This is a genomic window from Diplocloster modestus (assembly GCF_019042245.1).
Taxonomy (GTDB): domain Bacteria; phylum Bacillota; class Clostridia; order Lachnospirales; family Lachnospiraceae; genus Diplocloster; species Diplocloster modestus.
Map to the genome: position 1 here is coordinate 1 of NZ_JAHQCX010000002.1, position 21,525 is coordinate 21,525.

20 protein-coding genes are annotated in these 21,525 nt (G+C 48.9%); 1 reads left to right on the forward strand and 19 read right to left on the reverse strand.

Translation table 11 applies throughout. The annotated features are described in order from the left end of the window. Positions 1-237 precede the first annotated feature (237 nt). The 11 genes from KTH90_RS02855 to KTH90_RS02905 all read right to left on the reverse strand — a co-directional run bounded on the left by KTH90_RS02855 (position 238) and on the right by KTH90_RS02905 (position 10,200). Positions 238-1,203, reverse strand: coding sequence for a C39 family peptidase (locus KTH90_RS02855; protein WP_238726221.1), 966 nt, complete (start codon positions 1,201-1,203; stop codon positions 238-240). 265 nt (positions 1,204-1,468) lie between these two features. Then, positions 1,469-2,038, reverse strand: coding sequence for a GNAT family N-acetyltransferase (locus KTH90_RS02860; RefSeq protein ID WP_158355459.1), 570 nt, complete (start codon positions 2,036-2,038; stop codon positions 1,469-1,471). Positions 2,039-2,165: 127 nt separating this feature from the next. After that, positions 2,166-2,522, reverse strand: a complete 357-nt coding sequence (locus KTH90_RS02865) for a nucleotide pyrophosphohydrolase (RefSeq protein ID WP_158355461.1) — start codon at positions 2,520-2,522, stop codon at positions 2,166-2,168. 80 nt (positions 2,523-2,602) lie between these two features. Continuing rightward, positions 2,603-3,613 carry an aspartate--ammonia ligase gene (asnA, locus tag KTH90_RS02870; protein WP_158355463.1) on the reverse strand — a complete coding sequence of 337 codons (1,011 nt, stop codon included), beginning with the start codon at positions 3,611-3,613 and terminating at the stop codon, positions 2,603-2,605. A gap of 19 nt (positions 3,614-3,632) precedes the next feature. Then, complete coding sequence (asnS, locus tag KTH90_RS02875; RefSeq protein ID WP_158355465.1) at positions 3,633-5,024, reverse strand: asparagine--tRNA ligase; 1,392 nt, start codon at positions 5,022-5,024, stop codon at positions 3,633-3,635. 108 nt (positions 5,025-5,132) lie between these two features. Beyond that, positions 5,133-5,945 (reverse strand): DNA-3-methyladenine glycosylase family protein, encoded by an 813-nt coding sequence (locus tag KTH90_RS02880; RefSeq protein ID WP_158355467.1) that lies wholly within the window; start codon positions 5,943-5,945, stop codon positions 5,133-5,135. Positions 5,946-6,109: 164 nt separating this feature from the next. Continuing rightward, positions 6,110-6,490 carry a dihydroxyacetone kinase phosphoryl donor subunit DhaM gene (dhaM, locus tag KTH90_RS02885; protein WP_158355468.1) on the reverse strand — a complete coding sequence of 127 codons (381 nt, stop codon included), beginning with the start codon at positions 6,488-6,490 and terminating at the stop codon, positions 6,110-6,112. 25 nt (positions 6,491-6,515) lie between these two features. Continuing rightward, positions 6,516-7,139, reverse strand: a complete 624-nt coding sequence (gene dhaL / locus KTH90_RS02890) for a dihydroxyacetone kinase subunit DhaL (RefSeq protein WP_158355469.1) — start codon at positions 7,137-7,139, stop codon at positions 6,516-6,518. Next, entirely contained in the window at positions 7,132-8,142 is a 1,011-nt protein-coding gene (gene dhaK, locus KTH90_RS02895) for a dihydroxyacetone kinase subunit DhaK (protein ID WP_158355470.1), read from the reverse strand. Before dhaK ends, dhaL begins: the two co-directional genes overlap by 8 nt. Before the next feature lie 41 nt (positions 8,143-8,183). Continuing rightward, positions 8,184-9,440 (reverse strand): zinc-binding dehydrogenase, encoded by a 1,257-nt coding sequence (locus KTH90_RS02900; protein ID WP_158355471.1) that lies wholly within the window; start codon positions 9,438-9,440, stop codon positions 8,184-8,186. A gap of 40 nt (positions 9,441-9,480) precedes the next feature. Then, complete coding sequence (locus KTH90_RS02905; RefSeq protein WP_238726222.1) at positions 9,481-10,200, reverse strand: SDR family oxidoreductase; 720 nt, start codon at positions 10,198-10,200, stop codon at positions 9,481-9,483. Between the two features lie 231 nt (positions 10,201-10,431). Between KTH90_RS02905 and KTH90_RS02910 the strand changes: the two genes are divergently transcribed. Continuing rightward, positions 10,432-11,397: a sugar-binding transcriptional regulator gene (locus KTH90_RS02910; protein WP_238726223.1), complete on the forward strand. Its 966-nt coding sequence runs from the start codon at positions 10,432-10,434 to the stop codon at positions 11,395-11,397. Between the two features lie 18 nt (positions 11,398-11,415). On the opposite strand, the gene KTH90_RS02915 is transcribed toward KTH90_RS02910, so the two are convergent. The 8 genes from KTH90_RS02915 to KTH90_RS02950 form a co-directional block, all read right to left on the reverse strand. Further along, complete coding sequence (locus tag KTH90_RS02915; RefSeq protein WP_158355474.1) at positions 11,416-13,314, reverse strand: sensor domain-containing diguanylate cyclase; 1,899 nt, start codon at positions 13,312-13,314, stop codon at positions 11,416-11,418. A gap of 459 nt (positions 13,315-13,773) precedes the next feature. Next, positions 13,774-14,643, reverse strand: coding sequence for a sugar phosphate isomerase/epimerase family protein (locus KTH90_RS02920; protein ID WP_158355475.1), 870 nt, complete (start codon positions 14,641-14,643; stop codon positions 13,774-13,776). Further along, positions 14,640-15,095, reverse strand: a complete 456-nt coding sequence (locus tag KTH90_RS02925; RefSeq protein WP_158355476.1) for a C-glycoside deglycosidase beta subunit domain-containing protein — start codon at positions 15,093-15,095, stop codon at positions 14,640-14,642. Before KTH90_RS02925 ends, KTH90_RS02920 begins: the two co-directional genes overlap by 4 nt. 239 nt (positions 15,096-15,334) lie before the next feature. Continuing rightward, a complete protein-coding gene (locus KTH90_RS02930) occupies positions 15,335-16,297 on the reverse strand; it encodes a sugar phosphate isomerase/epimerase family protein (protein WP_158355477.1) in 963 nt (320 codons plus the stop codon). A gap of 106 nt (positions 16,298-16,403) precedes the next feature. Further along, positions 16,404-17,552, reverse strand: coding sequence for a Gfo/Idh/MocA family protein (locus tag KTH90_RS02935; protein ID WP_158355478.1), 1,149 nt, complete (start codon positions 17,550-17,552; stop codon positions 16,404-16,406). Then, complete coding sequence (locus KTH90_RS02940; protein WP_158355479.1) at positions 17,545-18,585, reverse strand: ABC transporter permease; 1,041 nt, start codon at positions 18,583-18,585, stop codon at positions 17,545-17,547. Before KTH90_RS02940 ends, KTH90_RS02935 begins: the two co-directional genes overlap by 8 nt. A 14-nt stretch (positions 18,586-18,599) precedes the next feature. Beyond that, positions 18,600-20,102 carry a sugar ABC transporter ATP-binding protein gene (locus KTH90_RS02945; RefSeq protein ID WP_158355480.1) on the reverse strand — a complete coding sequence of 501 codons (1,503 nt, stop codon included), beginning with the start codon at positions 20,100-20,102 and terminating at the stop codon, positions 18,600-18,602. A 133-nt stretch (positions 20,103-20,235) separates the two neighbouring features. Beyond that, a complete protein-coding gene (locus KTH90_RS02950; protein WP_238726224.1) occupies positions 20,236-21,327 on the reverse strand; it encodes a sugar ABC transporter substrate-binding protein in 1,092 nt (363 codons plus the stop codon). Positions 21,328-21,525 lie beyond the last annotated feature (198 nt).

Genomic DNA, 21,525 nt, shown 5'->3' on the forward strand with positions numbered 1-21,525 from the left:
CTATGGCTTCCCGTCTCAAACAAAGTGGGATATTTATTCTATTATCCCATATGTTTATCCTTAACTAACTGACATTGGCCGTGAATAGTAACATAAATAGAAGAATGGCACAGGAACGGATTGCAGAAGAAATGCCCAAAAGTAACGTTCTCCTAATCACTTAAAGCACGTTACTTTTGGGCCGTCTCCCAGCAGTCCGCCCTTGCGCCGTTCCTCTCCTGCCCTCGAATATCCTAATCAATAGGAATAAGCCCAAAGATTTTTAATCTGAGATTTAATATCCGCATATTTCCACGTTTTTTGGCTCCGGCTCGGACTGTTTGGATCATTCACTGTGATTTCGCCGTTCTTGAAACCGGTTAACACGATAAAGTGTCCGGAGGTTGTAAAATCACCGGGGCGCATGCTGCAAATCACTGCCTGCCCTTTTCCAAGCACATTTCGCAAAACATCCTCATCCAGCGGAATCTCACGAGCCCGAATCCCAAGCTTCTGTGCTCCTGTTGTCATCAGCTCCCAGGTGGTGCCGTATTGGGGATCGATATATCCCTGGGACTGGCTGAATTCCGCTACTTTTTGAGGGTTCATATCCGTTTGTCCCGTCAGGCCCACGACCACCATGGACAGACAGGTGGGCCCGCACCCGTCCATTCCGATCATTCCGTCGTCTCCATATGCATGATATCCCCAGCGCTCATCCCACTGTAAAAATAAGGGAATCTTACCCTGCTCATAATCCTTCGATATGTCTATGCGGCTGCTGTCCAAAATCTGGTCCTTTTTTTCCGGATAATCCAGAACAAAATCGATCGTTTCCGGATATTTTAGTACAAGCTCCAGCATCTCCTGCGGATACAGACCTGGGTCCAGAAGAATGTCTTTTATCTTTGGCTCTTCATCCAGCAAATCTTCCAGCTGCCCAACCAGTTCCGGATCCACCGTCACCCTGGGCTGCGTGACATTCTCGGAATTCGTCTGGACCGCCACCGGCTCAAACGCTTCTGCCTGCACATGACTGCTTTCCTGCGTCTCCTGGGCCTCCAGCTGATTCGTCCACTTGTGAATTACGGTTATAATCAAGAACATCGCAACACAGGCCAGTCCTAATTTTCTCAATATCAGAATACGTCTGCGGCGGCGTCTCCTCTTTTTTTTCTCAATCAGCATTTTCTTTCTCCTGATTGCTTCTCTGTTATCTCCCATCCCTGTACCTCTCTGATTCATTCGACAATCTTTTCCATGTCGGTTGCGCCCGAGACAAAAAACGTGCAATTATTTTTATTATATCCCTTTTCCGACATTTTTTCCGAAAGATTTTCTTAACTTTTCTTTTCTAACGGTATTTTAGCATGGCAATGTATCAGGTTTGTATCAAATTGACTGAAAATTAATATTTTTGGCATAAAATAAGCCTGCATTCCTAGCAGGCAGTTTCTGTTCGCTTTTTTGAGAATGTTGGAGGAAGCATTTACATATACAATTTTATAATATCATTTATCTTTTCTTCTGTCATTTCATGCACCGGCCGTATCGGTTCCGGATTTGAGCTGTAAGGAGCGATCGCTTTTTCAAACCATGTTACGTCATACCATTTCCCACATTTATACCCTGTATGGTGGTAAGTCCCAAGCGGCTTGAAGCCCAGGCTCAAATGCAGCCGCTCACTTTTCACATTCGGTACGGTGACCCCTCCATATACTGTCCTTATCCCCTGCAATCTTAATATCTCCATTAGAATCAAATACAGCTTCTTTCCCAAGCCCTTTGAAGTATAAGCACTGTCAATATAAACCGACAATTCCGCGTTCCACTGATAAGCTTCCCGCTCCATCTGCCTATGCGCATAGGCATACCCGATTATTTTCCCGCCTTCTTCACATACCAGGTAAGGATAATCACGGGTTATACCTGCTATACGGACTGCAAATTCACTGGCCGCAGGAAGAACACACTCAAAAGTAATCGGTGTATCTATATACTGCGCATAGATCTTCAGCAGCGCCTGGTTGTCCGATACCGTCGCTAACCGGATTTTCATCTTTTGTCTCCCCCTTCCCGGATCCTATTCATATTTTCACTGAAGCTGCCGCCGTTTATCCATCTGACCAAAAAATCCACTGCTTTGTCTGGTTGTAAATCTGGATATACCCAGGCGGATCCTGTTATTACTCATATTCCGTATATTTCAGATTCTTCCCCCTAGCCAGTTCAGCCGGATATTTTTTCCTGTTCTTTTCGATCTTGCGGACCAGGGCCTGTTCCAGATCAATCCCGTTTTTTTGCGCGAAGCGAAGCAGAAAAAAGAAGACATCCGCGGTCTCATCCTCGATGCGTTCCCGCATCTTCGGCGACCCGAACATATCCTGCATCTGTTCCTCAGTTTGAAATCGGAACAGCTCCAACAGCTCATTTGCCTCTGTCGATAATCCGATCGCCAGTTCCTTAGGATTGTGAAATTGATCCCAGTCACGCTCCTCACAGAAATTTTTCACCAGTTCTTTCAGTCGTTCTATTTCTTTCATTTTCGCCGCCTCCTATTGTTTCTATAGAATAAAAAAGAAGGGCTCCAAAAACCGAATATCAGCTTTTGGAACTCCCTTTCTTACAGCAGATTCACTCCGCGTGATTTCGCATATTCCCAGATATCATCCGGCCAGATCGAGGACTGTACTTCTCCGATATGTGCCTTGCGCAGGTAAAACATGCAGATTCTGGACTGTCCGATCCCCCCGCCTACCGTATAAGGCAGTTCGTGGTTCAGCAATGCTTTCTGGAATGGGAGCCCGGCCCGGTCCATGCAGTCTGCCTCTTCAAGCTGGGAGAGCAAGGTTTCCTCATCCACACGGATTCCCATGGAAGACAATTCCAGCGCGATATCCAGTACCGGGTAATACACAATAATATCCCCGTTTAACTTCCAGTCATCATAGTCGGGCGCTCTTCCGTCGTGCTTCTCCCCAGACTTCAGCTGTCCGCCGATCTGCATGATGAATACTGCACCGAACTCCTTCGCTACATTATATTCTCTCTCTTTTCCCGTGCAGTCAGGATACCGGTCCTCCAACTCCTGGGAGGTAACGAACGTGATCTCCTCCGGCAGGAAACATTCCACATAGCTGTAACGGTTGGCAATATATTTTTCCGTGACGCGCAGCGCTTCGTACACCGACTTTACCACATTCTGAAGTGTTTCCGTCGTGCGGTCGCTTTTATCAATAATCTTTTCCCAATCCCACTGGTCCACGAAAATCGAATGAATATTGTCTGTCTCCTCGTCCCGGCGGATGGCATTCATATCCGTATAAAGTCCCTCACCCATCTGGAAACCGTAGCGTTTCAGCGCCAGCCGTTTCCACTTGGCCAGAGAATGTACAATCTCTGCCTCAGCGTCCCCCCGCTCCTTGATCCCAAACTTCACGGGGCGCTCCACTCCGTTTAAATTATCATTCAGTCCGGATTCCGGCAGCACGAACAGCGGTGCAGATACCCGGCGCAGATTCAGCTGTGTCGCCAGCTCCCGCTGAAAGAAATCCTTCACCCTCTTAATCGCGATCTCTGTCGCCTTAATATCTAAAAGCGGCTGGTACCCCTCCGGTATTACTATCTTACTCATCCTCAAAAATCCTCTCTATTTATAGTTCGCAGTTATTTACGGTTCTGGGGAACGGGATTACGTCCCGGATATTACCCATACCGGTGATATACATCACACATCTCTCGAATCCCAATCCAAAGCCGGCATGTCTGGCTGATCCATATTTGCGCAGATCCAGGTAGAAATCATAATCCTCTTTATTCAGGCCCAATTCCTCCATTCTGCCCACCAGCTTGTCGTAGTCATCCTCTCTCTGGCTTCCGCCGATGATCTCCCCGATCCCCGGTACCAGGCAGTCCATAGCGGCCACTGTCTTCTGGTCGTCATTCAGTTTCATATAGAAAGCCTTAATCTCCTTCGGATAATCCGTGACGAATACCGGACGGCCGAACTCTTTCTCCGTCAGGAAGCGCTCATGCTCGGTCTGCAGGTCGCAGCCCCAGGATACCTTATATTCGAACTCTTCATTATGCTTTTCCAATATTTCCACAGCCTGTGTATAGGTCACATGGGCGAAATCCGAGGATGCCACATGCTGAAGGCGTTCCAACAGCCCTTTGTCCACGAACTGGTTGAAAAAAGCCATCTCCTCCGGCGCATGTTCCAGCACATAATTGATCACATACTTCAGCATACTTTCCGCCAGAATCATATCATCCTGGAGATCGGCAAAAGCCATCTCCGGCTCGATCATCCAGAACTCCGCCGCATGTCTCGTCGTATTGGAGTTCTCCGCCCGGAACGTAGGCCCGAAAGTATAAATGTTCTTAAAAGCCATCGCATAGGTCTCCCCGTTCAGCTGTCCGCTGACCGTCAGATTCGTGGGCTTTCCAAAGAAGTCATCTTTAAAATCAATGCTCCCGTCTTCCGCATGAGGCACATGATCCAGATCCAGTGTGGTGACCTGGAACATCTCTCCTGCTCCCTCACAGTCACTGCCGGTAATCAGGGGCGTATGCACATAGACAAAATCCCGTTCCTGGAAAAATTTATGAATCGCATAAGCAATCAAAGACCTGACCCGAAATACCGCCTGGAATGTATTCGTCCGGGGTCGCAAATGCGAGATAGTCCTCAGATATTCAAAAGAATGGCGCTTCTTCTGAAGCGGATAATCCGGAGCGGAATTACCCTCCACACAGACAACGCTTGCCTGTATCTCAAACGGCTGCTTCGCCTGGGGCGTGGCCGTAAGAATTCCCTTTACAATGACAGCAGCCCCCACATTAAGCCTGGAGATCTCCCCAAAATTGTCAAGCGCATCCCCATACACGATCTGCAGCGGTTCAAAAAAGGTACCGTCATTTATCACCAGGAACCCAAAAGTCTTGGAATCTCTTTTGCTTCTGAGCCATCCCCCAACTGTTACTTCTTTCCCAATATATTCAGATTCATTCCTGTATAGTTCTTTAATATTCACTAATTCCATTACGAAACTCCTTTTCCCTATATTTTCCACCATAAATTGAATTATATAATAGACCCTGCAATAATTCAAGGTGGAAGTTGTAGAAAAAGGGGAAGAGGGCCGCCGCTTTCACCTTGCCCCATGCACATCATAGTAAAAAGCATATTGTTGAAGAACGCCCGCGAACCCCCGATAGCGGTTCAATGGAAATCCGGAAGGGTAGTGGGTCAGAACAACCTTGCGGATATGGGTATCCACGGGAAAGGCATCGATGTGATGCAGGGCAAACAGGCAGACGCACTCCGCCACTTTGACACCAACCCCGTAACACTTCATAAGTTCGTCTTTGGCTTCCTCATATTTTAGATTCTGTATAGCGTACAGGTCTATGGCCCCTTCTTCTACCATTCCGGCAGTCTTGAGGATGTATTTACTCCGGTATCCCAGGTTACAGCTGTCAAGAGCCTCATCCCGCAGACCTCCGAGAACGGAAGGGGTTGGAAAAGTCCAGTAGGATTCACCGCGGAAATTTTCTTTGCATTCCCCGAATTGGATACACAGGGATTCCACACACTTTTTGATTCTGGGGATATTGTTTTGCTGGGAAATGATAAATGTAATCAGGGTCTCCCAGAGCTCCTGGCGCAGGATGCGGATTCCGCCTCCGAAATCTATAGCCGTGCGCATATAGTCATCTGCTGGATCGACGCTTGCTTTCATCCCTGCATAATCGGTGTCCAGATCAAAATAGCGGCGCCATATACTTTCAAATTCCTGCGCGGTGCAGGAAAAAGTGATGTCACTGCCCTGCTGGCTTATTTCAAGATAACGGCCCCCTGCGATTAACGAGAAGGAGCCGTCTTGTCTTTCGTTTAAACGGAAACACTGTCCGGATTCTGCTGTCTGCCGGATATCGAAATCCGGTATGCTTTTTGTAATCATTTTTTCTTTCATTTCTTTTTTTATTTGGTCTGTCTTTTTATTTCGTCTTATTTTTTATAGCTATGAGCACTTAGCGCCGTATTTTGGCGCTTACGTGCGATGCATGAAAAATAGTCAGCGAGGCTTTTTCGAGCGCTACTATTTTTTATAGCTATTTGCCATACCTAAAATTTCTTAGTTGTCTTTACTTCCTGGAGAGCTGCCAGAATGCTGTCCAGATCCATACCGGAGGCCGCACAGATCGTGGCCTGTACCGCGCCTTCTACCAGCGGGCAGTCGGCCATCCGGATCTTCCTGCCTTCCATGGCTTCTATAACCATCTCCGTGGTCATAACTGCGCTGCCCAGATCCATCAGGATAAGGACACCATCATTCGAATACACGGACTCGACTGCTGCATGTATTTTTTCAAAACTGGTCCCAAAGGACCCATCCCCGAGGCCGCCGGCGCACGCTACTTTGGCGTCCGGCGCCATTACTGCGGTGAATTCGGCGATGCTGTCGGCCAGATGGAGACTGTGGGATACGATTACTACTCCAACCATGTTCTTTCTCCTCTACAAACTTCCTCTAAAACATCGATGCAATGGTTTCCAGCATATAAGCGAAGGAAGTAGCTCCGGGATCCTGATGGCCCACGCTTCGCTCACCCAGATAACTGGCTCTGCCCTTGGTAGCTATCATATCTTTCGTTCCTTCTACGCCATCCCATGCCGCTATTACGCCTGCTTTCAGAACGGCCTGGATCTGCGCGTTTCCCGCTGCTTCCGCCTCCATGGCGTCCATGGCCGGCAGCATCGAATCCAGCATAGTCTTTTCCCCTGCACCGGCTCTGCCGCGCATCTGGACTGCTTCCACTCCCGTCCGCATGGCTTCCAGAAAATCAGACAGATCCATGTCCTCCTTTCCCGTCATCGCCGCGCCGGCTTTCATGAATGCGGAACCGTATAAGGGGCCTGAGGCACCTCCCACTGTGGAGACCAGCGTCATTCCCACTGTCTTTAATATGCTTCCGATATCTTTATCGGCCAGGGCCGGCAGCTTCTTCTCCACTGCTTCGAATCCCCGGGCCATGTTTATCCCGTGATCACTGTCACCGATCGCGGCGTCCAGCCGGGTAAGATACTCTTTCTCTTCTGTCATCTTATATCCGATCTGCAAAAGAACAGCAGTCAGTTTTTTCCCATCAACCATGTATCTTGCCTCCGATCTCCTTCCAGGCAGGCGTATCCGCCTTAGAATCCAAAAGTTCTTTCAGTTGGTCATCCAATTTCAACAGGGAAATAGAAAAGCCCTGCATTTCAATGGATGTCATGTACTCTCCTACATAGGTACGGTACACGCGGATCCCCTTATCCTTCAGGACATCCGCTACATGGTTATGTATAATATACAGTTCCATCAAGGGAGTCGCGCCGGCGCCGTTAATCATCACAGCCACTTCGGAGCCTGTGTAGTCAATGTCGGCCAGGATCTGATCCAGCAGCAGGTCCGCGGTATCATCTGCAGTCCTTATCTCATCCCTGTGGGTCCCGGGCTCTCCATGGATCCCGATACCGACTTCCATCTCATTTTCTGAGAGTGTAAATCCCGGATTACCGGCCGCAGGTACCGTACAGGGCGCGATCGCCGCCCCCATGGTCCTGACATTGTCTATCACTTTTAAAGCTGCTGCTTTTACCTCCGGCAGAGCGGCTCCCTGTTCCGCCAAAGCCCCTGCGATCTTATGTACGAATACAGTTCCGGCTACCCCCCGGCGGCCCACCGTATATAGGCTGTCCTTTACCGCCACGTCATCATTGGTGATCACATGTTCCACCTGGATTCCTTCCATCTGGGCCATCTCCTCGCCCATCTCAAAGTTCATGACATCCCCGGTATAGTTTTTGACGATCAGCAGGACGCCCGCTTCTGTAGCCACTTCCTTTATCGCCTCATAGATCTGGTCCGGTGTCGGCGATGTAAACACTGTTCCCGCCACCGCGGCATCCAGCATGCCCTCTCCCACATAACCTCCGTGTGCCGGCTCGTGCCCGCTGCCGCCGCCGCTGACCAATGCGACTTTTCCCTCTTTTTTTGCCGCGCGGACCACCACATTACCGCAGTCCAGTTTTTTCAGATACTGTGGATAAGCTTTCACCATCCCCTGAATCATCTGCTCTTCCACAAGATCTACGTCATTGATAAATTTCTTCATGATTTTGATCCCTCCATAATACATTCTTGCGCCGGATTATCTCAAATGGGCATAGCCTGCTGCATCAGTACCTGTTCCGCCTCCTCGCACCACAACATATCATTTGCTTTTACGATTTCATCCAACCGCCGGAACATAGGGTCTGACTTTCCTAACACTCCAAAATCTGTAAGGGCGGTCAGGGGCAGGCGGATCTGGGTATAGATCAGTTTCTTCCCGCCGGGTATCGAAGGCAGATTCAGGGTGGTATCCGCCACAGCATCAAGGCCTCCGATATGGGTAATCATCACTTCCGGGTGCAGCTGTCCAGCACTCATCATTTCCACGCAGTGCTTCATGGAGTGGAGGGTTCCGCCCGTAACCCCTATGGTATGGGTCCCCGCATAGTGGACATTATACAGATTGATCTTCGCTTTCAGATTCTGGTCCGTAGGACCCGCGAAGAACATGTGGCATCCGTCATTGGCCAGAATCTGATCCGCCAGTTCCGCTACCGAAGCTGCCGGGGTCATGTTAAAGACGTCCTGATATCCTTCCGGCGATAATCGTACCAGCTCTGCATAAATATCCGATTGTGCGGAATTCAAAAATTCCAGCAGGACTCCCTGCTTAGCTGCCTTTTCTTTCGTAAATATGCTCTTAGCCCGGGCGATCCTCTCTTCATTGACATCCGTCACGACTACAAGACGCGGATGGTTTTCACAGTGCAGTGCATAATCGATACAGCCAAGCCCCATAGGGCCGCAGCCCCCCAGAATCGCCATAGTCCCGCCCGGACTGGTCCCCATCCGATGCTCCCTGGTCTCCGGATCCACATGATAACAGCCGTCGAAACCGGCTCCGATGCAGCTCATGGGTTCCGCCATGCATCCCCTGAAGTAGGAAGAACCTTCGTATTTTATAATACAGTCCCGCTCCATCACAATATTCGGTATCACGATATGAGTGGCATCGCCTCCCACATAGGGGAACGAAAATCCCGGCGCGGCCAGGGAGCCTTTCACATTAAGTGAAGTCTGCATAACAAACCGCTGGCCAATCTGGTATTTATCCTTCCATTTTTCTCCGATACCGGTAATAACGCCGCAGAATTCGTGGCCGATCAGAATCGGATTCCGGTCGATATCATCCGGTACCCGTTTGTTTTCCTTTCCCATAACCGCCACTTTATAAGTGGACATACAGATACTGTCCGTATAGATCGTGGCCGTCATCTCATCCTCCCCCATCGGGGGCAATTCAAATTCCTCCAGCCTCAAATCTTTCACTCCATAGATTCTGACACCTTTGGTCCGCATGCGATTTCCTCCTTTCGATTCCTCCCGCTCAGTCCATTTCCTACGGTTCAAACGGCATTTTCGCATGCCGTCTTACATAGACCTCATCAATAACCGAATGATTCCTGTGCGCGAGAATAAACACAATAATCTCCGCGATCTCCTCCGGCTTACAGTAAGCGTCACCATTCAAATCGGGCCGGGTGATCCGGATCATACCGGTATCCACACCTGTAGGAGCAATCGTATGGACCCGGATTCCCGTCTCATACAGTTCCATCGTCAGAATCTCCATCAGCGCCCGCTGCGCGTGTTTGGAAGCAGAGTAACAGGCCTGACCCACATAAGGATACATACCAGAGGAGGAACAGATCGTAATGATGTCGCCTGCCCCGGAATCCTTCAGCATTGGTACTGCCGCCTGGGCCATGGCCAGCGGCGCGTAAGCGTTGATCTCAAAATGTTTCATCAGTTCTGCCTTTGTCACATCCAGAATAGGCTTCCTGGAAGCGATTCCCGCGTTATTAATCAAGATATCCAGCCGTCCGAACCGCCCGGCACAATATGCGGTAATATCCGCGGGAGCACCTTCCTGCAGCAGATCTGCCGCAAAATAGGCACAATTCCCTCCCAGCTCATCCGCCATACCGGCCAAAACCTCTTCTTCCAACCCGGTAATTAAAAGCCTGGCCCCTTCCTCGATCAGCATCCTGGCAACAGGAATACCGATACCGCCGGTTGCACCGGTCAATAAGATGACTTTGTTCTCCAGTTGTTTCATACGTCTCCTCCTTTCATGGAGTCCTGCCGTTGTCTTCTGCATCCTCCGATGAATTCCACTATCAATATATCACATGGAAGCCCTTCCGGAGCAGAGAAATCTCCTGAAAGACCAGACACTATTTTGGGAATTTTCCCACTGGGATTTTACGAACGCTATGGTCCTTCCTTGCCAAATCCCCCGCCATCCTATATCATAGAAGAAAGGAATCTGAAAACACAGGAGGGCCGCATGCTTCCCGACAATATTGATCTGATTACCAGGGTTTTGACGGAATATTATGAACTGGGGTTTACTCAGTCTGAAATTAGTTATAAGGAACATTTATCCAAGTCCTCAGTCAGCCGGATTATTCAGAAGGCGAAGGAGGATCATTATGTTACTTTTCAGTTACATCTGCCTTGTGAATCCCTTTATGAACTGGAAGAGGAATTTAAGGAGTGTTTTTCTCTTCCCAGTGTCCATATTATCCCCAGCGCGGTGGATGACCTGAATCTGCGGTTTCAGAATACAACGAAGGCATTGTGCAGCTATCTGAATGAGCTGATCGTTGATGACGATATCATCGGCGTTTCCTGGGGCAGCACCATGGAGCAGCTGTCAAGGAATCTCATTCCCTGTAAGCCGCCCAGGCATAATCTGCAGGTAGTGCAGCTGTGCGGCTCACTGGCGAAGAATTTCCGGTCCTCCAAATCTTATACGATCGTCGAAAACTTTGCCAATAATTATCTGTGTACCTCTTATATGCTGCCGGCGCCTGCCATCGTGGATACGGTTTCTATCGCCCAGGCTCTTTGCTCCGATTCACAGATACGGGAAGTGCTGGACGCCTCCGTGAAGGCCAGGATCGCCGTGTTCGGGATCGGTGCTCTCTCCACACGTTCTGTGATCCTGGAGAGCGGGACACTTTCTCCGGCACAGTATGAATATCTCTCCCGCCACAGTGCAGTATGTGATGTCCTGTTCCATTTCCTTGATATAGAAGGAAATATCGTGAGCCGGGAACTGGATCAGCGTACCATCGGAATCCGTCTGGATGACTTGCGCAGGAAAGAACACCGTATCGCGATCGCGGTGGGGGAATGGAAGGCGAAAGCCATCATATCCGCTCTGCATGCAGGAATCATCACTATATTATTTGTCGATGAGCCTACTGCCAGGAAAACACTGGAAGAATATCACCGGTGCTTTTCTTAACGGCGTATATTGCGGCTCTTATATTTCTATGGTAAATCCGTTTTTACCTCTTTTTTTCGTGCTATAAAGGGCTTTGTCAGCCTTTTTATACAGAGTTTCAAAATCATTTCCGGTATCAGGTGACACAGTGGCTCCGATACTGGCCGATATCTCACATTCTCCCGCATCTGTCATAATATTCTGATGCAGGGTATCTGTCAGATCCCTTAGCTTCTTCTCCAGGATCTCCTTGTTGGGTATCTTCAGGAATACAACAAACTCGTCCCCGCCGATCCTTCCCATTACATCGCCGTCTCTGAACTGCTCTCTGAGCGTTTGGGAGAACTCTACCAGGACCTTGTCGCCAGCCGCGTGGCCAAAACGGTCATTGACGCTCTTGAAATTATCAATATCCAGGATGATAAAAGCGAATAAGGATTCCGGTTCTTTTTGCAGTATGGACCGCACATGCTGCTGCGTGGCGGCCTTATTAAACAGCCCTGTCAGAGAGTCTTTTTGCATCTCATCTAACATAAATATCTCTCTGCGCTTCTCATCATCAATATTTTGTCTGTAAATCAGCATCCGCACCGAGTTGTCCTCCTCCCAGCAAAAGATATGGGCGTTGATTCGGATCCAGTAATAGGTATACCCGTCATTTGTTAACATAAAATCGTTCCGGAGGTTCTCAATGCCTTCCTCATATGCCTTCTGTATTTTATCAGGAGAATATGTATCCAGATAGCTCTGCCGGAACTCTTCTTTGATCTGCTTTTGGGCAACCATTTGTAATGCCTCGTCAAAAGGAGTACCCTTTGGTGCGCCAAGGCTTTCAAAGTATTGTTCCGTTGCTTCACTGGCCGGCCGGTTATGGGTCACGTCAATCTCATATATATTTTCATAAAACTGTTCCGCTGCCGTCTGGAAAATGGTCTTATGTTCCTTTTCTTTTTCCACCGTCAACTGAATAATTTTCCTATTATATTTCCGGATTATATTTGTAATGGTAAAAAGTACAAACCCGATCACTATGAGGACTACAAAGACAGAGCTGGCGAACTGACGGTTCAGCTGCTGGTTCAACGCCGAAGTATTGTGGTCAATCACCAGGAACCAGTTCAGGCTTTCAATATACTGGGTGACCAGATAGCCCCCGCCTCCCGGCGCGGTATACCAGAAATCCTGTACATCTTCCCGGTTCGAGAGTATTTGATCCTTAAGCTGCGCAAAGTCACATTGTTCAAACAAATTTTCCGCCTGGTATCCGGTTTTGTCATCCGCGATCTCGATGATTCCGTCCGGATCCACCAGATAAGCCCGCACATCAAATTTTTCCCCATATTTGCGCAGCAGCTCCTGCAGGGAATCTACCCGGAATCCCACTCCCACGACGCCCATCAATCCGTCATCCGGGTCCTCGATCTTACAGTTGATAAATACGGTAACTTCATTATCCGCCGCCTCATCATTGTCGATGTTCAGGGAATACTCCTCGTCCGAATCCATAAAATTATAGTACCATACATTTTCATCCGTGTCCGGATTCAGTATACGGTCCAGACCGTTAAAGTGATAATAACGGTTGGTTCGGGCCGATACCAGGAATACAGAGTCGTAGTCGTATTTTTCCCGATAGGTCTCCAGATAATTACGCATAGTCTGGATAAACGCCTCGTCCTCCAGATGCGCTCCCTCCTCGGCCAAAAATTCCTTGAGCAGGCTGTCGTTGGCCATTGTCAGAGAAATATTCACAGGCTTTGTAAATATTGTATCGATTTGGTGTGTGATACCCTCCGCGGTCAAGGTAGAAACCTTCTCCACATCTTTTTCAAACGCTCCCCGGTTGGAATGATAGCTGATAAAGGCCGTGATCACAAATCCCACCAATATTATGATACAGACTAAAAGGTTCGTTCTCATTAAAACATTCTTTTTCATATCGGATGCGGTCCTCCCTGCTCTCCCATCAAGCCCTCTTGTGTATCGCTCTCTAGTACAATGCTCTCTTGTGCACTGCTCATCTCTTATACTCTAAATACAAACGCCGGGACTGTCAAGTTGTCTGTGGTGTAAAAAATTACCTTTTTATTTCATAGGAGCACTTTCTATGGAATAAAAAAATCAGGAACACAGACTCGCAGGTTCCTGTAAAAGAATAATACAAGATCATCTGACCCTGTATTGATCGTATGGTACCTCAATCTGTGTCACCACCCGATTTTCCAAAAAACGTTATTTATCTAAATGAAATCTGCCCCGGCCGTTATGGGCGAAAGTCTGTTTTTCAACAGACTTTCAGTGGCTTCTGAGCTGCGAATGCATCAGCATTCACAGAGAATAAGCCACGCACCCATAACAACCGGGGCAGATTTTATTTGGATTTGAGCCCATCCCTTTCTAGAACTTCTGATACCTCCGGATCATGGAAACGCATTTCTTAGTCTCCTTAAGGCTGTCTCTCTCCGGATGAATATCCGGAATCCATCCCTCATACTCCACACACAGGTAATGATCGATCGCGCTTTGATTAATGGCATCCATCATCTCCGGTATCGGGAAATGCGGTTCCTCCCCGTGTTCATCCAGGGATAACAATTTAAAATGGATATAGGGTGAATACGGCATACATTCCCGGAACAGATCCATAGACGCAGGCGTAGGAATCCCCGCGCTGGGATCTTCACAGTGAGGCCCCAGCGGCAGATCCGGGGTATCGAATCTCCATGCCTCCAGATCCGGGCACACGGTATAGTATCTGCTGTTAAAATATTTCGCCATCTCCAGGCAAAGTTCCGGAGTCCTCTCACGGGCACATTCGTGTGCAATGGGCATATTATATTTTTCCGCGAACGGCAGCAGCTGTTCAAAATAGTGGATCAATTCCTCTTTGGTCTGCTCATAAGTCTTTTCACTTGTATTCAAAAGCATCGGGATGCAGATGAATTTCGATCCCATTTCCGCCGCGATGATGATATTTTTCTTATATACATCCAGCACATGAGCCTCATTGCTGGCTTTGATAGCGTTGCCCACTTCCGTGCAGAACCAGGTGGCGCCCAGTTCCAGATGTTTGGATTCCGCGAACCTGCGCAGCTCTCTTAATTTTGCCAGATCCGGCTGCGGATGGCAGGGGATATATTCTTCACAGATGTCGATTCCCTCCGCGCCCATATCCGCAACCATGCAGATGATGTCCTCTATAGTGGCGCCCTGTGTAAAGGAAAGCTGCTGCAGGCTCCAGGAACTTATTCCGATTGTGCTTTTCATTGTGCATCCTCCTCACTTACTTCCAGGCAGCCATCCACGAATTCCACACGGAACGGCCACTGGCATTTTAGATCCAGAACCTGAGTGTCTTCCAGCATACTCATGGTAAATGTGCATTTGACCTGATGCTTCCCGCCGCTTATTTCTTTTCCGGGGTCAAAATACACCTGGGCCTCTTCACACAGGTTCCAGAACACCTCACTGATGGTGTACATTTTGGAAGCGGCAAACCACTGTCCCCTCAGGACAAAATAGATATTTTTCTCTTCCACGGCTTCGCCGTCCAGCTCGATTTCCAGTTTTTTGATCCAGCCGATGGGATGGACCGCGTGCAGGAATTGATTCTTAATTCCAATGCGGTAATAGGTTTCTTTTGTCTGCGTATTCGTACATTTTACAATCTTCTCGGACAGCATGCCGTCCTTGAATGTGTATGATGTTCCAGCGGGCATATTTACATCTCCTCTTTTTCGATATTATTTTTTATAGCTATGAGCACTTAGCGGCTGTTCTTTAGCCGCTTACGTGCGATGCATGAAAAATAGTCAGCGAGGTTTTTTCGAGCGCTACTATTTTTTATCGTATTTCTGCTATTATGGGAAGGGACTGGCACCTTTCGGCAGTAAAGCCGGGCTTTCCGGCAACTGCGTAGAGAAAGGGGCCTGTCCCCTCCCATCCGGCGGCGGCTCCTTTAAGCCCACCACATAGCGCCGGCCTGCTCCCGGATCAGGATATTCTGAAGGAAAGATACCGCTTTCTCCACACCCTCCTGAATCGACATCAGCGCATCCTCATGTTCAATGCTGATCACATCATCATATCCGATGGTTTTCAGCGCGGATATAATATCTCTCCACACAGTTTCATCATGCCCATAGCCAACCGTACGGAATACCCAGGACCGGTGCTCGATATCCCCGTAGTGTTTGGTATCCAGGATACCGAATTTGTCCACATTCCTGGGATCGATCCGGCAGTCTTTGGCATGGACATAATAGATCGCGTCCTTCAGCTCATAGATCGCCGATATGGCATCCGTCCCCTGCCAGAACAGGTGGCTTGGATCAAAGTTGGCGCCGACGGCAGGCCCTGCCGCGTCCCGAAGCCGCAGCATGGTTTCCGCGTTATAGACACAGAAGCCCGGATGCATCTCGATCGCCACACGGACACCCGCATCCTCCGCCTGCTTTGCGGCTTTTTCCCAATAGGGGATCAGACAGTCATTCCACTGATAATCCAGAATTTCCCCATAGACAGGCGGCCAGGAGCAGGTCACCCAGTTGGGCTTGCCCGCGCCCGGGTCGCTGCCGGGACACCCGGAGAAGGTCACTAATGTATTTACCCCCAGAAGTTCCGCGGCTTTCAGCGTATCCAGATAATTCTCATGATCATGCCTGGCCACTTCCGGGTCCGGATGCACCGGATTCCCGTGACAGCTGAGAGCGGATATCGACATCCCGTAGGATTCGACCAGCGCTTTTAAATCCTTTGCCTTTTGCGGATTTTCGATTAATTCTTTCACCTTACAGTGAGAATCGTCCGTAAAGCAGCCCGCTCCCAGTTCGATGGCCTGTATACCCAGTGTTTTCAGATATTTCAACGTTTCCTCCAGGGACATTCCTGAAAAAGGAACGGTCAATATTCCAAGTTTCATGTTCTCATCTCCTAACACTTCCAATTATTGCGGAGCCATCGTCTTACGCCGACGGTTCCATTGCCGGTCCGCTGCAGGCAAAGAGTCTCGAAAATACAGCTCTTTTCTACAGACTGATCCAACAATCTTCTTTATTACTTTTTAAACAGGCCTCCACGATTCTCATCACATATGCGGCGTCTTCAAATGTGGCATACTCCTGATCCGGCTCCTCGCAGGTACCGTTTCTTACCGCCTGGTAAAACAGCCTCATGCTGTTATGCAGCGCGTCCGACCAGCCTACCGGATGTCCCCCGGGAAGTGTCGCGTAAAAGTTCGCATCTGCCGTCATTTCCCCGGAGGCCGCATAGGACTTCGTTTCTCCATGCTCCCGGTCTCCGACGATCAGATGATCCGGTTCTTCCTGCTCCCAGCGTACCGAACACTTCGCACAGTCCACACTGATCTTCAGTGCGTTCTTGTATCCGCCGCTCACCTGCGATAACACCAGGTTTCCGTATGTACCGTCCTCAAACTGCACAAGAATCATACCGGCGTCCTCTGTATCCACCGGAACCGGTTCAAAAGCTCCCTGTTCATCCGCTTTCGCGAATGTCCCGATTTCCCCGGCAGACTTTAACCGGACGGGGTAGACGGTCAGAAGCTTTGCGTACACCGCCTTGATTTTCTGATCCAGGATCACCTGGGCGGTATCGAACCAGTGGGAACCGATATCAGCTACTGTCCTGGAAGCGCCGCCCTTGGCGGAGTCCAGCCGCCAGTTATAATCATTCTCATACATCAGCCAGTCCTGTAAATAGGTTCCGTGTACCAGCAGGGGCTTACCCGTCCTGCCTTCCCGGATCCTGGCCCGCATTTCCCGTACAATGGCGTTGCTGCGGTAGTTAAAGTTGACTGCATTGGGGACATGACGCTTTTCCAAAAGCCTGCACAGCTCCTGCGCTTCCTGTAAGGAGGCCGCCAGCGGTTTTTCGGAATAGATACCGATTCCGTGCTCAATCGCGTAGCTGTTCACAGCAAAATGTTCATGATTCGGTGTACAGTTATGTAAAATATCCGGTTTCAGAGTCTCGCACATTTCACGGTAATCAGAAAAAGCATTTGGGATTCCCAGGCTTTCCGCTTTCCGTGACAGGTCTTTCGCATAGGGATCCGCGATACCGATCACTTCAATGCCCGGAATTCTGTGCAGCGCATCGGCATGTTTTTGCCCCATCATGCCTGAGGCCACTATGCCAACCTTTACTCTATTCATTCTTATCCCCTTCTTCAGCGGTATTTTTACTGGCCTCTTCCGCCTCTTTCAAAGACTTCTTCTGAACAAATTTCGCATAAACGCCGTTACTCATACGGTCAATAACCAGAGCCAGCAGAATCAACGCTCCTTTTGCCACTACCTGATAATTGGAATTGATTCCCATCAGGTTCATACCGTTTGTAATCATTCCCACGATGATACAGCCGAACACCGTACCGATAATGTTCATATTACCGCCGCTCATAGCGGTCCCGCCGATAACCACAGCGGCTATAACATCCATTTCCATATCTTTTCCGGCCGCGATCTGTGCGGAAGCGGAACGCGCGGTGGTGACCACGGCGGCTATGGAAGAACAGATTCCGGTTACAATATATACGCCCATACGCACCAGTTTAATGTTGACGCCGCAGGCTCTGGTGGCAGAAGCGTTCCCGCCCATAGCGATTACATGACGGCCGAACGTGGAGTAGTTGGCTATTATATAGGAAATGATAATGACAACAACCATAATGATAACCGGAATCGGCACCGGCCCCAGATACCCCTGTCCGATATTCACGAAAGATGCCGGCAGTGAGGAGATCGGAACCATACCGGTAATGATATAGACCATTCCACGGAACAGCGACTGGGTCGCCAGAGTCACGATAAAGGGCGGTATATCTAACGCAGAGATAATACAGGCATTGGCAATACCAAACGCAGCGCCTGCAGCCAGCGCGATCAGGATCGCCAGCCAGACCGGCCAGTTGGCTTCCATCATCAGTTTCGCCATAATCACGCCGTTCAGTCCCAGAATCGCGCCCACCGACAGGTCGATCTCGCCCAGGCCCAGGACAAAGGTAAAGCCCATGGCCAGAATCGTGCTGGCGCATACCTGGCGCAGCACATTGAACAGGTTATCCGTGGTGAAGAAAATCGGCTGGATCAGGCCGATCACGCATGCCATTAATACCATAATTAAGGCGGCTTTATTCCTTAGTAAAACCTTGTTGATCACAAACTCTAATTTACTTGAATTTTTCATAGTCAGTCCCCTTTTCAATCATTCTGAACGCCAAACGCGTAAGAAATCAGTTCTTCCTGTGTTGCATCCTGATGATCACAGCTGTAGACGATTCGCCCTTCCCGTACCACATGGATCCGGTCACTTAAGGCCAGCAGCTCCGGCATCTCTGAAGATACCAGTAAGATCGCCATGCCCTGCTGCGCCAGTTTCGAGATCAGGCGGTAGATTTCGGCTTTGGAACCCACATCGATTCCTCTGGTCGGCTCATCCAGGATTAAAACCTCCGGCTGCGTCGACAGCCATCTGGCGAAGATTACTTTCTGCTGATTTCCTCCGCTCAACTGTCCGATTAATTCATTCGAGGAGCTATATTTCACTTCAAAATCCGTCGCTGATTTTTCAAAGAAGTCCTGTTCTTTTTTATGGGAATATAAACTTAATTTATTGGCCAGTTCCTTCATGGCCACAATTGTCGTATTCTGCATCACTGACAGCGTATAGATAGACCCTGTACGCAGCCGGTCCTCGGTTACCATGCCGATCTTATTTGCCACCGCATCAGCAGGATTCTTATTTTCGATCTTATTGCCTTTGAAGAGGATTTCACCGGAACCAGGCCTTGTGATGCCGAAGATCGCTTCCATGATTTCCGTGCGTCCCGCGCCCATAAGACCGGAAAATCCCAGCACTTCCCCTTTGTGTACCTCAAAATTAATATGTTCGAATACCCCTTCTTTACAGAGGTCCTTTACTTCCAGAATCACTTCATCTGTCGAATAATTCGCTTTTTCAAATACCCGGTTCTGCTTTCTGCCGACGATCATGGAAATCAGCCGATCCATAGGCAGATCTTCTGAATTTTCCGTAGCGACGAACGTACCATCCCTCAGAATAGTCACTCTCTGGCAAATCTCATAAATCTCCTCAAGCTTGTGTGAAATAAAGATAATGGCCGTCCCCTCTTTGGCAAGCTTACGCACAATACGGTACAGAAGTAAGATCTCCTTGTTCGTCAGCGCCGAGGTCGGCTCGTCCATGATGATGATATCTGAGTGATAAGATACCGCCCTGGCCAGTTCCACCAGCTGCATGTTCGCCACACTCAGTTCATTGATTTTTTTCGTCGGATCGATATGGATATCCAGGCTCTCCAGAAGTTTCCTTGTCTCATCCACCCGCTTCTTTTTATTTAGAAGGCCGCAGCTTTTGAAGAGTTTTTCCCTCCCAAGCCAGATATTTTCAGACACATCCATCTCCGGCACCAGGCTGATCTCCTGGTGGATCATGGAGATTCCGCTTTTCAACGCCTCCGCCGGACTTTTGAAATGTACTTTCTCACCCCGCAGCATTATTTCACCGGCATCCGCTGAATACAATCCAAGCAGAATCTTCATCAGCGTGGATTTACCCGCGCCGTTTTCCCCGATCAGCGCGTGAATCTCGCCTCTTTTCAGTTCGAACTGTACACCGCTTAACGCGCGGACTCCCGCAAATACCTTTACAATCCCATTCATCCTTAAAATTGTTTCGTCCATATAAGTCTCCTTTATGGTAGGCCCTCCGTCAACTGCCGACGACGGCCGTAATAACCGGAAGCCCGGAATCTCGCTATGTCCGGGCTTCCGTTATAATTTTTATTCAACAGGACAGTACGATCGTTGAATCCTGTTATTTCTCGATCGCAAAGGAGCAGGCTGCATAATCGCCGGCCAGGTATGCATCGATGTTGGAAGCGTCCACTCTCATAACCGCATCCAGGGTATATGTATTGCCGCCGTCCCAGGTGTCAGTTGCCAGTTTTACTGCGATATCCATGATCTGATCGTTATCCGTGATGGAAGCACCTACATCCAGATCCTGTTTTCCTGCTTTGATCAGTTCCGGGCCGCTGTCCAGGTCGATTCCGGTCAGAACGACTTTGTCCTTGATGCCGGCGGATACCAGCGCGTTGGAAGCGCCAAGAGCCATAATATCATTGGCCGCGCATACGAAGTTGATTTCCGGATAAGCCTGGATCCAGTCTTCCATGATGCCCATGGCTTTCTGGGTATCCCAGTCTCCATAACCTTCGGCTACGATCTCGATGCGCTCCGGCATTTCTTCTGCAAGTTCTTTCATCAGATCACAGCGGATCAGCTGCAGCGTCTGGGAAGCTTTTCCGTAGATCAATCCGCATTTCAGATTCACATCCGGGTTCTCATCCAGATAATTTCTGATCCAGTCCTGAACTGCCGCTTTATATGTTTCCTCGTCAGATCCGTAGAATACCACGTCTACCAGGTCTGAGCCCATATCACGAATATCAATAATAGAAGCGCCGGTGTCTTTCATGGTCTGTAAACAGGGAAGGCTTCCTTCTGAGTCCACACAGGAGAATACGAATACATCCGGTTTGGTAAGAGCAGCTGTTTCTACATTAGAAATCTGCTGGTCAACGCTGGCCTGTGCGTCGTAATAATTCAATACTACTTCGATGTCATCCCGCTCTGCGTTGATTTCCTCCACTCTTTTCTTACAGGCCTCCAGCATCAGAGACCGGGTGGCATCCAGTGTATCGTCGCACCACGCAATATTAATCGTCTGTTTTCCGGAGGCTTCCCCGGATTCCTCTTTGGCCGGTGTAGCTTCTCCTGCGTCACCGCCGGTTTCTGTTTTTGTGTCACCCGTTGAATCGGTGGTTTTCGGAGTGGAAGAATCGCCGCATCCGACAAGGCTGAGGGCCATAACGCCCACGAGAAGTAGTGCCGTAAGTTTTTTCATTTGATTACCTTCTTTCCCATTTTTTGAAACTTTTTCACTCATTTTCATGAAATAATTTTTAGTTTCTGAAATATTTATACCATTCATTTCATGTAAAGTCAACAGTATTTCCAGCGTTTTTTGTGAAAACAACGCATTTTTGTCATTTTATCCAATTATTTTTTGTCATTTTATGCACTTTTACAATGTAACACATTT

What these genes read in the sequence shown, in the direction of transcription:
- KTH90_RS02855 (WP_238726221.1), bottom strand. Translation starts at nt 1,203, where the DNA reads ATGGGAGATAACAGAGAAGCAATCAGGAGAAAGAAAATGCTGATTGAG.
- KTH90_RS02860 (WP_158355459.1), bottom strand. Translation starts at nt 2,038, where the DNA reads ATGAAAATCCGGTTAGCGACGGTATCGGACAACCAGGCGCTGCTGAAG.
- KTH90_RS02865 (WP_158355461.1), bottom strand. Translation starts at nt 2,522, where the DNA reads ATGAAAGAAATAGAACGACTGAAAGAACTGGTGAAAAATTTCTGTGAG.
- asnA (WP_158355463.1), bottom strand. Translation starts at nt 3,613, where the DNA reads ATGAGTAAGATAGTAATACCGGAGGGGTACCAGCCGCTTTTAGATATT.
- asnS (WP_158355465.1), bottom strand. Translation starts at nt 5,024, where the DNA reads ATGGAATTAGTGAATATTAAAGAACTATACAGGAATGAATCTGAATAT.
- KTH90_RS02880 (WP_158355467.1), bottom strand. Translation starts at nt 5,945, where the DNA reads ATGATTACAAAAAGCATACCGGATTTCGATATCCGGCAGACAGCAGAA.
- dhaM (WP_158355468.1), bottom strand. Translation starts at nt 6,490, where the DNA reads ATGGTTGGAGTAGTAATCGTATCCCACAGTCTCCATCTGGCCGACAGC.
- dhaL (WP_158355469.1), bottom strand. Translation starts at nt 7,139, where the DNA reads ATGGTTGATGGGAAAAAACTGACTGCTGTTCTTTTGCAGATCGGATAT.
- dhaK (WP_158355470.1), bottom strand. Translation starts at nt 8,142, where the DNA reads ATGAAGAAATTTATCAATGACGTAGATCTTGTGGAAGAGCAGATGATT.
- KTH90_RS02900 (WP_158355471.1), bottom strand. Translation starts at nt 9,440, where the DNA reads ATGCGGACCAAAGGTGTCAGAATCTATGGAGTGAAAGATTTGAGGCTG.
- KTH90_RS02905 (WP_238726222.1), bottom strand. Translation starts at nt 10,200, where the DNA reads ATGAAACAACTGGAGAACAAAGTCATCTTATTGACCGGTGCAACCGGC.
- KTH90_RS02910 (WP_238726223.1), top strand. Translation starts at nt 10,432, where the DNA reads ATGCTTCCCGACAATATTGATCTGATTACCAGGGTTTTGACGGAATAT.
- KTH90_RS02915 (WP_158355474.1), bottom strand. Translation starts at nt 13,314, where the DNA reads ATGAAAAAGAATGTTTTAATGAGAACGAACCTTTTAGTCTGTATCATA.
- KTH90_RS02920 (WP_158355475.1), bottom strand. Translation starts at nt 14,643, where the DNA reads ATGAAAAGCACAATCGGAATAAGTTCCTGGAGCCTGCAGCAGCTTTCC.
- KTH90_RS02925 (WP_158355476.1), bottom strand. Translation starts at nt 15,095, where the DNA reads ATGCCCGCTGGAACATCATACACATTCAAGGACGGCATGCTGTCCGAG.
- KTH90_RS02930 (WP_158355477.1), bottom strand. Translation starts at nt 16,297, where the DNA reads ATGAAACTTGGAATATTGACCGTTCCTTTTTCAGGAATGTCCCTGGAG.
- KTH90_RS02935 (WP_158355478.1), bottom strand. Translation starts at nt 17,552, where the DNA reads ATGAATAGAGTAAAGGTTGGCATAGTGGCCTCAGGCATGATGGGGCAA.
- KTH90_RS02940 (WP_158355479.1), bottom strand. Translation starts at nt 18,585, where the DNA reads ATGAAAAATTCAAGTAAATTAGAGTTTGTGATCAACAAGGTTTTACTA.
- KTH90_RS02945 (WP_158355480.1), bottom strand. Translation starts at nt 20,102, where the DNA reads ATGGACGAAACAATTTTAAGGATGAATGGGATTGTAAAGGTATTTGCG.
- KTH90_RS02950 (WP_238726224.1), bottom strand. Translation starts at nt 21,327, where the DNA reads ATGAAAAAACTTACGGCACTACTTCTCGTGGGCGTTATGGCCCTCAGC.